Origin of the sequence: Sphingomonas sp. PP-CE-1G-424 (assembly GCF_004341085.1) — a bacterium.
GTDB lineage: Bacteria > Pseudomonadota > Alphaproteobacteria > Sphingomonadales > Sphingomonadaceae > Sphingomonas.
Window position 1 is genome coordinate 15,782 of record NZ_SLXW01000003.1, and the last position, 12,428, is coordinate 28,209.

Consider the following 12,428-nt stretch of genomic DNA (forward strand, 5'->3'; position numbering starts at 1 on the left):
CCATTCACCGTTGGACCGGCTGAACCTACGCGTCACGACTTCGCATCGATAATGGCGGGGCGGAGACTCCTGACGAGAGCCGTCTATGGATCGCTCGGATGCAGACCGTTAGGAACGTGGGCGAGACCTATGAGGACGTGAGAGGCGGCGTTCAGGTCGCGTCGGCCGCCATGTCGTCGATCAACTGTCCGGCGCGGAGCCGCGATCCGGGTTCTTGCCCGCAATCCTGCAAAGGCCACTTTCCTGGTCAGCGTCGAGGTCGCATAAGGCGAACCGCTCGACATTAACGCGCTGCGCAACGCGCTCACCGGCGTCAGGGCCTTGTTTCTGCTGAATGTCGTGATTGGAGACGAGTTCACCCAAGCGCTCATCCCGCTCAACGTCGCGCATGAGATGGGCGTCGACCGCCTCGTCTATCTGTTGAGATTCGATGCCGATCGTGCCGTGAACGTCCCACATTTCGCGGGGAAATTGGGCGCCGAGTTGATGATCGATCAGATGGGTTTCAGCGCTATCGTCCTGCGCCCGCCTTACTTCATCGGCAACGAGCACATGACTAAGGACGTGATTCTCGATCATGGCGTCTGTGGCCCGGAATATCGATCTAAACCTTTTTCTTGACGACGTTGTAACGGACGCGAACTCCTGCATCTTTTATTAAACACTCCACGTTCGCGATCGTCGCGAACGCTTTATCAAATCCTGACTTGGGTTATCGAATCCCGACTTGGGCCGGTCCGGAGATTTCTTAATTTCAGTGATTTTCTTCAGAGTTGTGAGCTCTCCGACGTGCTCTGACCACCTCAGCGCCTGTTTGGGAAAACCGCCGATCGGCGAATTAACGCGCTCAGACAGACGGTGATTATTTGGAGGTATGATCGTGCCGGCGATTCCGATTACGGTCGCGACTAGGCAAGATGACAAACGCCGGCGACGGTGCCGGCTTAGGAAGACCATGGCAGACGAAGACCAAACGATGCTCGGCACAATCGGGATGACGGTGTACGAACTGATGGCGGCCGAAGAATATGCCCGCGCCCTGATCGCGGACGAGCACACCGTGCGTGCGATGAAGGAATTCACCAACGCCTCTCTGAAGGCCGACGCGTTCAAGAGTGACGCCATCCGCGGAACCGGCGCATGGAAGTCCGACGCTGGCACGATGCTGATGACCCTCATTTCTATGAACGATCCCAAAAAGCTGGATTCCTTTGACCTGCTTCTCAAGCAGATGCTGACCAAACCTCCGGTTTACCGGGATCTGGCGGATTGGTGGTTGTTCTTCGCTGCCCTGGAAGCTGCCACCGGTTTCCAGCTCGAGACGTGTGTCGGCCGGAAGCGAGAGGGCGGTTTGACCACACATCTCCTCGAAGCGCTTGGCGCTCAGGGAAAAATCTGGTCCGCCTATATTGCTGAGCCAATCAGGCGCGCCGGGGCGACACTCTCCATCAGCAACATCGACCTTGAGGTTGGCGGCGGAGAGCAGACGACCGGCGGCGATTTCGGGCTCATTCTCGACTTTGACGGGAAAACCGTGCAACCAGGTGCCAGAAAGCGCCCGGATGACCACCGCATCATTCCGCTTATCTTCCAGGCGAAGCGTTACGCACGGCCGATGGCGGATGTCTCGCAATCGCATCTCAAGCGCGGGCCGCAGCACACACTGCTGGGACGTAACGACTGCGCGGCAGCGTATATCTTCTATGACAATCTAAAACCCGCGCCGATTCCACTGCCGCCGCTGGTAAAAAGAGTGGAGAATGTGCCCAGCGCGACGACGACGGACGTGCTGGATCAGAGCCTCGATTTTGCGACCTACCTTCTGCGTGCTGCCATCGACCCGGTCTACGCACCGCGAGCCAATTCGACCGACGATGCGCTTAGGATGATCTTCAAGAAGGCAGCGGCCCAAGATCTCACCAAGCTGGTGGTCGTCTCCAATGATCCGGGAGCGGGTAATCGCTATCGGTCGGGCTTCAGTATGCTCAAGCACCAGCTCAAGGGCTACGGGGACGAGCCTGAATTTGTGCACCAGGAGAATTGATCTTCGGCCGGGCTGAAACAAGCGACATTGTTGTGAAATGGTCGGTAGTTTTAAATGTTGGCAATCAATAATCGGCGGCTAGTAGTTGCTAGGCTGGACCTAGCCTTGCCGTGGTCGATTACGATGGCGTCCATGCAAGGCTGGATCGTTCGCTTTCGCTAAAAGCGTGATTCAAGTGGCGGGTCGGGAAAGACGGCTTTGTCTCACTTTCAGCCTCTTTGCGCACGCTTCGGCGGTCGCTCCATGGCGCGCTTTGCCGAGATGAACAGTTGTCTGAAGTTGGGGATCGCGAAAGCGCCGCCGAATGTCGCCTTTTGGGTCCGCAGGATCCTTTTGGGTCCGCAGGACATCACTGCTCGCTGTCGCAAATGCATATCGAATCCACTTCTTTTCGGAACGGGCATTTGCGACAGCCCGATAATCGCTTTTTCAGTCAGCCGTAGGCGAGGTCACATCTGTCGCGAAACTTAGCAGTTTCGCGACATGGCAGCGGTAGCACACTACCAATTTCCGTCATTCGCCGGCTTACGAGTGAACAGCTGCTCCGCCATAACTGCCATTTCATCGTGTAACGGTCGTCCGGCAGCTAGGCGCTTACCCGTCGCCGTTGGCGATAGCATCGAGCTGTTTTAGACGTCGATTAGGCAAGTAAAACTATTGTGATTACCCTGCCTCTAGCTAATCTCTATCTTCGTTACTTTAGATAATCCGCTCCGTTACTAGCTATAAGTCGCTGCATGTAATCCATTGGAAACTCAACGGAACCACGAGCAGGAACGACTAGGCCCCTGTAAGATAGTATCTGTGCCACGCTGATCATAAACGTCATACAGTCCTTATCGCCGAGCTTATATGCTTCGAATACGGGACCGCCGACGGTGGTGATCCCCATCTTCTGCAGCGGTGGCTGGGTCAGAGCGTAGGCGGCATTGTAATCGGCGCTATTAACCTTGGCCGTAAGGCACTGCTGCCGGATCGCGGTGTAAACCTCCTCCTTCAATACGCCGGGTACGGGGGAGCCGAAATAGCTCCAGGTCGCTGCGGTCGCGCTGGTGCCGGCAGCCAGCGTGTGCCCGATCCCAAGAAATTGCCGGTTACCCGGTGTCGTGACCTTACTGAAGGCGACGAATGCATGTCCGGGCTTGCCGCCGTTGGGAGAGGGGCGTGCACAGAACGAGATCTCGTAGCCGCCGGTTTCGGACATCGTGGCAAGGTTGATCGTCTTTGCCGGAGCTCCGGTAGCGACGCAGGCCAGAACCGAAATGGTAAGAAGCTTCCGCATCATCGACCGTGAGTCCCTAGAAAGACCGATCCCGCATTCCACCAAAATTCGCGGGCATATTCAAGTCCTCCGCATGTTAATCGCAGTAATGTAAAAAAAAGGCTATCCATCGCATGTGGGCACTATTGCAAATCGTCGAAGTAAAAGAGATTATCATCCACTGGATCGGGGCTGTGCATGCGGCTCCCTGTGATACCTCAGTTGTTTAGCGCAAACTGGTTGACGATGGGGAAAAGACGGGCTGAGACCGGTCTGTTGCACCCCGTGGCCTGTAGACTGGACAGGGGGGGATCCGATTATGGTCAAGCGAGTTTTGCGGCGTGGACGTGCCCTTGGGCATTTGCCTTGCACGGCGCTGGCGCTGCTGTGGACAGGTGTGGCGGCCGGGCAGACGGTCACCATAACTACCACAACCACTCACATGCTTCCTGGCAGCCCCGCGGACGCGGCGGTTAAGCCGCCATCGGGCCTGTCGCAGGACACGGTCACCCTGGACTTGGCGCTGATGTACAAATTAAAAGGCGACGAGCTGTTCATCAGCAGCGCGCCCACCGTGATTACTCGTCAATCTTACAACCGCGCAGCCGCGGAACTTGCAGGCGCAGATTTAGAGCTGTCACCGCCCGAGCAGATTTCACTTAAGCTGCTCAAGGCCGACATTGCCTATCGGACGCTACTGCTGGACCGCGACCTGAGCTTCTGGGGCGCTGTGCGATCTCTACGGCCATCTTCGCCGACCATCCACCTCCAGCGAATGAAGAACCTGCTGGAACAGTACAGCAAGGTAAATTCTAACATTCAGGAAGCGGCGGCACGAAACGTGGACCGGGATCTGACTTCGGCAGAGCTGGGCGCAATAGTGGCGCAGCAGGTGACGAACCTTCGAACCGAAGGCATCGCCAGCGAGAAAATCGCGATGCAGCAGGAGTTCGCGGTTGAGAAGCAGGACCGACTAGACGGCCGCGTTGTGGCGCTCCGGCAAGACCGGCAGGTGCTAGAGAATCAGTTGGAAGGAGCGGTCAGCGAAGCGCGGGCGGCGTCGGCGGCGCTCAACAGCCTGATCACGAGCGCGGCGATCGAGTCGATCGGCATACCTGCGCCCGTCGTCAGCGCGATGAAGGACGGCAAGTGGGAGCGGGCGGTGCAGGCCGTGATCCTTGATCAGATCGCCACCAATCCGTCAGTCGTATCCGCGCTGGGCGATATCGACCAGAGCGTCGCCGAAGTCGCCGAGACCATCCAGACGGGGCATAGACTGGTGCAAGAGGGCCAACAGTCTCTGGCTACGCTGCAGGCCGCACGCGAGACGCTGCGGCACCCGACCATTCAAGGGCTGACGGCGCTCGGCTCCCAAGTTTATGCCCGGCTTGACGAGGGCACTAGGCGCGATTGGACAGCTAAGGTCAAGGCTGCGGTCCCGGCTGAGGGGCTGGTGGAGATGATCGACGCGGTCAATGATCAGCCGCTTGCCCGACAGCTCCGCGACGCAACCGTCGCTTACCTGTCTGGGAACGTCCGTCGCGTTGACGACTTCCTGAAGGGCGCGATCGCCGTCGAGGTGCAGCGGCGTATCGAGACGCTGCCTCAGTTTGACGCCACGCGCTACCAGGGCGAGCTGATCGCCAAGGCGGCCCGACTTGCCTCTTCCGCTTCGGACCAGCGCCTGCTGCTCGACCAAGCGGCCAGGAACTGGTCGGGCGAGCTCGTGGCGCAGGTGCCCGCGTCGGTTATGCCCCAGCTGCTCGCCGCAGCGCGTGTCGGCTCGAAGGAGGAGCTTTCGGCACGTCTAGCGAGTAGCGGGCTAGACGCGCTGCCGTCGACTGTCAGCGTGCAGGGCGGCCTCATCCAGTTCGGCAACGCCGCGGGTGGGGTAATCGCGAAGACGAGCCTGCTCACCTTCACAGACCGGCTGGCAGGAACGATCCCGTCCGTAGCACGGGATCCGCAGACGCAACTCGTCGCGGTGATGGACCGGATGCGCGACAAAGGTTCCGAGCAGCTACGGCAGGTAGTGATTGATGCCTTGCCAACGGATGCGATCCAGGGTGCCGTGCACCGCCTCCTCAACGACGCATCGCCGCAGAGCGAGGCAGCGCGACGGCAGGACGCCTGGGCCGGGATCAGCGGTAGGCTAGCGCCAGCCCAGCAAGGGGCGGCGCTGGAAGGGATCGTCGCTGCCCACGTCGGCTCCGTGTATGTCGCCGAGGACTCCGAGCGGCGGATCGCGCAGGCGACGACGGAAGCGCGCACCTATCCGCCGGTCAAAGGCCAGCCGGGGCTAGATCCAAGAGACCAGATGGCGCAGGCGGCAGTGATGGCGGCGCTCAACGCGGCTTTTCCCGGCGCTTCCCTTGCAGCCGGAGCAGTGACGTCGTTCAACAACTTCAGCGATGCCATCGAACGCGCGCAAAATCTGGCGGGCCAACTGCAGCGCAATATCGTCGAAGAGTTGCAGATCATCGATTTGGTAGGCGAGGAGCGGTTGCGCCGCGAGGTACTGATCGCGGACATGAAGATCAGCCAGATCCTGCAGGATTCCGCACGCGAGCAGCAGGGGATGTTCCAGAACGCGCTTGGGATCAATGCCGATGACCGCGTCGACAACGAAAGGAGGATTACGGCGCGCCGTAGCTTAGCTTTCTACATCAACGAGCGCATGCGCGCGGAGTTCGACGCGCTAGAGCGGTCAATCAGCCTGTGGACCGGCCGCGGTACCATCGAGTCGCGGATTCGCCAGAACCCCCAGTACATCCGCCTAGAGCTAGATAAGGACATCCACCTATATAGCTGGCTCGACCGTACCGGCGAGAGCCGCCGAGCTGACATCGACGGGCTGGAGGCACACTGGCAGAAGATGTACCAGCTGGCGCTGGAAGATTGCGAGCAGCTGGGGTGTAGTCCGGACGGCGCGGGCGACCTTGGCAAGTTCAAGCAAACCGACCTCGTTCCGCTAAAAGGCCTGTTATCTGCAGCCGACTGGAACCGACTGCTCCGCTGGCAGGGCCGGCGGGACATCAGCACGCCGCTGCAACTGCCGATGATGATTGCGCCAACCGCACCGCTTCAGTTCGGAGTCGAGCCCGACTTGGAGAACCTGCGCGTAGTTGAGGTACGGTTGGGCTGGCGCGCTACCAGCGGCCTCATACCCTTTAGCGCGATCAGACTGGCCCATCCCGGCCTGGGCTACGTGCTCAGCCAGGGTAAGCTGCGACGGGACGTACTGCTGCCGCAAGAAAACACGTCGTTCGCTGCGCCAGTGGACATCAACGTCGAGCAGGCTCGTCGCCGCTACCTTGGCAACACAGCAAAGCTCAACCAGTTCGAGGGCTACTCCTTCTACTCTCCATGGACGCTGACCCTGCTGCCCGGGGCGGAGAACTGGGATCATGGGCATCAGGCGGTGTTCCGGTTCGGCCTGCATTACACAAGCGCAGTCGAGGTGCCGCTGGAGGCAGATTTCCTGCAACGCGCCAAGCTCCAGACCTCGGCGGCGCAACTCCTGCCGCCTGAAGCCTTCCGCTATCGGGCGAGCTGGTCCAACGGAACGCAGCAGACGGTGGTGGCGCAAGTGGGCGGGACCTCACGGCAAATTCACCTGCCCAGCAGCGGTAGGATCGACATCGGGATCGAGCAGGCCGCGGTCGTCTACGCCCCGGCTGGGGTGGGCGGATCCGCCGTTGGCGCCAAGCAAAAGCGAGTCGCGTTGACGCGGAGCTGCGTGCCGGACACCGACTTGCGGCACTACCTGCGGCTGAAGATACGCCGCGACGCGCCGGTCACCGCAACTGGAGCCGAAATTCGGCGGAAGGCCGAGACGGAACTCGCGCGTGCGAAGAGTGCGGAATGCCGCGACATCGCCATCTCCACGCAAGGAGCCAACTGATGGGCATGAAGCGTACAATACATGGCCTCGGTGCTGCCGTCCTGCTCGCCGCTCCGGCGGGGGTGTACGCCCAACAGATCCCGCTGGTCGACGGCCGGGTTAACGTCGCGTCGGACGAAATGCGCCCAATTTTCCTGGCCGGTAAGACCTTCCTTCCCGGCGAGCATGTAACTCTGGAGGTTGAGTATCGTGTCGATGCCATGCGGCACATGTACGAAGATCGGGAATGCTGGTCGAAGTGGTTCGGCGGGATCAAGTGCGAATATATTAAGCGGTCTTCCGGCAGCGGCCTGCCGGACGCGCAGGTGCCGCTGGCGATCGACATGCGCGATAAAACGGGTGGCCCGATCGCCGTCAAAGCCTTACCTGTACGCATTGGCCAGGACAGCTACGATGCCGAGCCGCACTGGCTAACCAGCGGCCAGAGTTGGTCGATCAAGCTGCAGCTGCTCGATGGTGACGTGCAGACTGACTTCTCCAAGCCGCACAGGCTCTACGGCCGCGTCGCGCAGCGATACGGGCCGCCGGGATCAACCCAGCCGCTGCAACGACGCTCCTGTTCACCGCACAGCAAAAACGATTATTGCAGCCAGGGGGAATACGTCGTCCGGGTTGTGTCGGTCGATGTGTCCCGGCGCATGGAGAAGCTCGGCAGCTATCTCGCCACCCGCCGCAGCTTTGCCGAGCTCAGCAGTCCGAACGTGATCGACGAATGGCTAAGATACGACGTGGGCGTCAGCCAACTGGTACCCGCCACGTTGCGGCGCAAGAAGATCGCCAAAGCGCTGCTGACACACGTTATGGCCAATTATCAACTGACCGGTGGAACGCCTCCGCTCGATCGTCTGCCTATCCTGGGACTGGCGAAGGAGCTGGATCCCACTAGCCCGGACATACAATCGCAAGTCGTGCGAACGCAGCTCGCCACGGGGGACATCGCCGGAGCAAAGCTCGAGAACGGCAAGACGCTGCGCGAGCTCAACAACCGCTATCAGAGCGGCGAGCGTTCACGGGAAGTGATGGTCGGCTACGCGCTCGCGCTGGGAGATGCGTCGGCGATTCAGCTGCGCCGCCGCGGTGGCGATCTCAGCCAAGGAGACGTGGAACTTGCTGCTGCGCTGCACCGCCAGGCGGCCACCATCTGGCGCGAGTGGCGGGATCGTGCGGCGGGCAACCGCGACGATGAGGAAGAGGCCGTTCAGGGTCTGGTCGGCGCACTGCGTGACGAGGCCGATCGCTGGCGTACCCTGGGTGACCAAGCCTCGCTTGACCGCGCCGTGGCGGCCCTACGCGAGGCACAGGGTTTGCTGCCTCGCGAAAGGCGCGGGCTGCTGTTTAACGTCGCTGCGGATGGCCGGCACATGATGGCGATGACGACGCAGCTTCAGGACATCGTCGAGGATCACCGCATGCCGGTATCCCTGGCGTTCCTGCCCACCGCCACGCGGGAGATACTGGACGTGAACGCGCTGCGGGGGCTGGCGCTGATCGCGGTGGGCGGGGACCGGCCGGGATACCGCATGTTCGATCGATCTGGTGAGGCGGTCGAAACGGCAGTACCCCGCGGCGTAAAGCTCGTTAAGGCGCAGCTGTCTGCCGGCCAAGTCGTGGGCATGGATGCGGTCAGCGGCGCCCTTACGCGTTATGGCGCCACGGCGCAGCTGATTGCCGAGGACGGCAGCCGGATATGGGCGGCTGCCGCCGATGTAGCAGTGGTTGTCCATGCCGGGAAAACCGGCCCAGCCCAAGTCGTCGGCCCAGAGGGTCCGCCGAGCCAGATCGACGCAGGCAGCGGGGAGCTGCAGACCCTAGCGTTGACTACGGATGGCGCGACGGCGCTTCTGATGCGACACGACGGTGCCAGCAGCGTGCTCTGGACCGTCCGCTTGGCGGATCCCGCTGCCGCCAACGCGGTGCGCTCGGTTTGGAGAGGACCTTATCGGCCGGACGTCCGCATCGTGCCAACGGCGGATGGCAGCCGGGCTCTGCTGGTGGGGCACAGTGACGTCATCGTCGTCCCGTTCACCAAAGGGAATGCAACTGTACTGGCGATAGCGTTCTCGGACCGCGCGGTCATCACGCCTGCGGGCGGGAGTGAGATCGTGGCAGTCGATCCCGTGATGTACGAGGGTGCGCGCGAGGTTCGGGGCATACGCAGGATCGACACCGCGGCGCTTGACGGTGAGACGGCGCAGAAGAGCTGGCTGCCGTTGAAGGCGGCGCTTCCAGGAGGGCCTATGGCGCCCCTGTTCCTCGACGGCGGTGCCGACGGCCGATGGCTGCTGGCGGTGCGGTCGATCGGCGCGTCCTCCGCACCGGCACCGTTGAGTGCCTACGACATGATGGGCAATCTGGTTGCCACGGTCGACGCAGTTGATTGGCGTCCGGGATCGAGCTTCGTCGCGGGCGACCGGCTGGTCCACAATCCGGCGGGCGGGACGAACGTGCAGGCGCTGGCGTTCGGACAGTCCGAGATGACCGACCTGCCCGGCGGACCGGACTCCGCCAATGGTGAGCCTAGAATCGAGGCGATTCCGCTCGCTGGGGCGGGAATGACTAGGGTCGCCGTCGTGCGTCGTGACTCCGCTGGGCAAATCGAACAAGTCGAGCTGCGGTCGACTGACTGGTCAACAATCAAGACGCGGGCACTGACCCCGCCGAAAATCGAAGGCGAGCCTGCCCGCTGGCGGCTGGTTCGGCTACCCATCGGCCCTTTGACGCCGGACGTGAACGACATACTGCTGATCGCGACGCCGCTGAAGCTGCCCGTCCCCATCAAGGCGGCAACGCGAGCGGACTACGACGTAGCCTATGCGCAAAGGACTGTCCGCTCCGTGCCGGTCATCCGCCTTGCCGTCGACGGGGATCTGGCCGAATCAGTGGCGATCCTGCCGATGCGCGCGCCGGAGGACGTGATCGCAATCCGCAAGGATGCCGTGATCGAAGCGCGCGAGAGTGGCTTCGCCACGGCGGATAGCGCAGGTAAACTCACCTATCTGGATGACTGCGATCCGTTGGTCACTGCGTGCGGCCAGGTCATAGTCTACGCTCCCTCGTCCGCCGATATCCTCGTCGCCCGCCAGTCGGCTGCCACGCTGTCGCTCCGGCGGTGGCACGCGCAGGATGGCGGTCTCACCGAGACGTCGTCGTGCGTGCCGTGCGGCACGTTCGATGCACTGCGAGCTAAAGATCTCGCCGGCCTGTTTCCGGTAGGCATGATTACGCCGGCGTTCGCTATTGGTCCGGGCGGGCGGTTGATGATGCCCGTGGCGGGTGGGCTCAAGTCAGGTACGGCCGACGACATGGCCTGGACGTGGCGTACGCGCCGGATGGGGGTGCCCATCTGGCCGGGACAGCATCGAACTGTCGTGCAGATGAAGTCGTCGAGCTTTCAGATTTGGAACTTAGAGCAGGCGCAGTGACGTGAGGTGCTTGATTGACCAAACTGTCCAAAATTAAACCAAGTGGTGAGGCTTGCGAATTTTTTGATACTGAGGGTACCGGCGTTTCGCCCGTCAATTATTTCAGACTGCAGGTTGCGCGGTGAACTTGATAGCAGATATTCGGCTTGGTTTGTCTTCAAGGCTAACCGGCTTACGTCCGCATCTCTCCATGCTCCCTGCCTAAAAGCTTACGGATTGCTCACGTTAACGTTTCCAATGTACGATCGTCCAACCGGCAAAAGCGCTACGTCCGCTCCTATCAAGAGTAGCGTTCGCGAAGCTAGCTACGAAAGGCAGACAAGTCCCACATGCCGTCATTCCGCTGTCGCAAAACGCGTAATATACGAGACGTGCGGAGATCAGGAGATTCGCGACAGAAGCGGAGGCCTTCATCGGGTCAACCGCCGAGCGGAAGCTCGTGTTGCCTGATCGGCTATCTGCTCCGGTATAGAATCAGCCAATCCAAGCAATATCTAAACATTAACGAGCGTCCGGTTTCAAGCGGCGCCAATCGCGGCGTGAACGTCCACTTGTGGGTCTGGCCGGAAGCCGTAGGGCAGGGCGCGTTCTGCTACCCTTTTTCTTTCGGGGCTGGCACGCGGCCAGTCCCGAACGTTATTGGCGATGGTGGCGCGCATCGTCCTGATTGCAGTGAATAATATTGATCGCATTTCGATGTATCTTGAAAGACCACGTTGACCGCCGCGATGAATTATCGAATAATATTTTTGTAAAAATCGTGAATTAGTCTCGGTGTTCGGGGGTTAGCGTAATGCGTAAGCTGTTGTCTGGGGTTGCCGCGTGCAGCCTGATCGTCCTGACGTCCGGCTGCGGTAGCGACGACGGTTCGGCTACGACGCCGCCAATCACGACGGTCCCCGGTGCCACGCCGACGCCGACGCCGACGCCGACGCCAGCACCGACGCCGGCTCCAACGCCCGCGCCGACCCCTACGCCGACGCCGGCTTCTTATGTCTCCCCTTGCGATTTCACGCGCAGCCAGGCGGTGAACCTGCTGTTTGGCGCCGAGGTGCAGGCGAAACCCACGTTCCCCTCGCCCAGCACCTATCGGTATGCGTCCGCGTCGGCTGCACTCGTAGATCTAGGAACGAACTCGTCCTTCCAGCTCGACGCCGCGACCCGCAACGTGAGTTTGGTACGCAACGGCGCGACAATCGCCTCATTCACAGGGGCGCAGCGCAATATCCCGGAACCCGGTGACGAAGGTATCGCCTATAGCGCAGGCGCCAATCTTTTCGGATTTGGCTGCATTCCGTCCAGTCTCGCCCTCGCCTATACGGTGACCGCGGTGTACGCGGTCAATCTGGACCCGGTACCGCCTGCTGCGGATACGTCCGGTCTGATCCTGGTCGGCGGTACACCGACGATATCGTTGAGTGAGCTGTCGTCGGGCAGCTACGGCTCATTGGTTTCGCTCAGCATTCTAACGACCGGCTCCGACAATCCGGAAGACTCGACCGACGCCCGGACCATCACCACCGTCACCTTCGACCTCGCGAGCGGCGTGCTGAAGGGGACCCTGACCGGGGTGGGCGATAAGACCTATACCGTGAATTTCACGGCCACGCTGATACCCGGAACGACGCGGTTCCAGGGCGTCGTGACGACCGCAAGCGGGGCGACCGGCAAGCTAAGCGGCGGGTTTTTCGGTCCGGGTGGCAGAGAATATGGCTTCACCCTAGCGGTCGACGACGGCACGGCGCACATCACCGGCGTAGGCTTGGGTAAAAGAAGCTAGACTGACACGGCAGCACG

General features: G+C 61.2%; 6 protein-coding genes. 4 read left to right on the forward strand and 2 right to left on the reverse strand.

The window, feature by feature from the left end:
* Nucleotides 1-180 precede the first annotated feature (180 nt).
* A complete protein-coding gene (locus C8J43_RS22315; RefSeq protein ID WP_243645508.1) occupies nt 181-579 on the reverse strand; it encodes a hypothetical protein in 399 nt (132 codons plus the stop codon).
* A 376-nt stretch (nt 580-955) separates the two neighbouring features.
* Between C8J43_RS22315 and C8J43_RS10415 the strand changes: the two genes are divergently transcribed.
* Nucleotides 956-2,044 (forward strand): hypothetical protein, encoded by a 1,089-nt coding sequence (locus C8J43_RS10415; RefSeq protein WP_133030855.1) that lies wholly within the window; start codon nt 956-958, stop codon nt 2,042-2,044.
* A gap of 694 nt (nt 2,045-2,738) precedes the next feature.
* On the opposite strand, the gene C8J43_RS10420 is transcribed toward C8J43_RS10415, so the two are convergent.
* Nucleotides 2,739-3,329, reverse strand: a complete 591-nt coding sequence (locus C8J43_RS10420; RefSeq protein WP_133030856.1) for a hypothetical protein — start codon at nt 3,327-3,329, stop codon at nt 2,739-2,741.
* Nucleotides 3,330-3,624: 295 nt separating this feature from the next.
* On the opposite strand from C8J43_RS10420, the gene C8J43_RS10425 reads away from it, so the two are divergent.
* The 3 genes from C8J43_RS10425 (at nt 3,625) to C8J43_RS10435 (ending at nt 12,411) form a co-directional block, all read left to right on the forward strand.
* The gene (locus C8J43_RS10425; protein ID WP_133030857.1) at nt 3,625-7,209 is read left to right on the forward strand and encodes a hypothetical protein; all 3,585 of its coding nucleotides are present in this window, start codon (nt 3,625-3,627) and stop codon (nt 7,207-7,209) included.
* Nucleotides 7,209-10,631, forward strand: a complete 3,423-nt coding sequence (locus C8J43_RS10430) for a hypothetical protein (protein ID WP_133030858.1) — start codon at nt 7,209-7,211, stop codon at nt 10,629-10,631. Before C8J43_RS10425 ends, C8J43_RS10430 begins: the two co-directional genes overlap by 1 nt.
* A 793-nt stretch (nt 10,632-11,424) precedes the next feature.
* Nucleotides 11,425-12,411: a hypothetical protein gene (locus C8J43_RS10435; protein WP_133030859.1), complete on the forward strand. Its 987-nt coding sequence runs from the start codon at nt 11,425-11,427 to the stop codon at nt 12,409-12,411.
* Nucleotides 12,412-12,428: the final 17 nt, after the last annotated feature.

What these genes read in the sequence shown, in the direction of transcription:
- C8J43_RS22315 (WP_243645508.1), bottom strand. Translation starts at nt 579, where the DNA reads ATGATCGAGAATCACGTCCTTAGTCATGTGCTCGTTGCCGATGAAGTA.
- C8J43_RS10415 (WP_133030855.1), top strand. Translation starts at nt 956, where the DNA reads ATGGCAGACGAAGACCAAACGATGCTCGGCACAATCGGGATGACGGTG.
- C8J43_RS10420 (WP_133030856.1), bottom strand. Translation starts at nt 3,329, where the DNA reads ATGATGCGGAAGCTTCTTACCATTTCGGTTCTGGCCTGCGTCGCTACC.
- C8J43_RS10425 (WP_133030857.1), top strand. Translation starts at nt 3,625, where the DNA reads ATGGTCAAGCGAGTTTTGCGGCGTGGACGTGCCCTTGGGCATTTGCCT.
- C8J43_RS10430 (WP_133030858.1), top strand. Translation starts at nt 7,209, where the DNA reads ATGGGCATGAAGCGTACAATACATGGCCTCGGTGCTGCCGTCCTGCTC.
- C8J43_RS10435 (WP_133030859.1), top strand. Translation starts at nt 11,425, where the DNA reads ATGCGTAAGCTGTTGTCTGGGGTTGCCGCGTGCAGCCTGATCGTCCTG.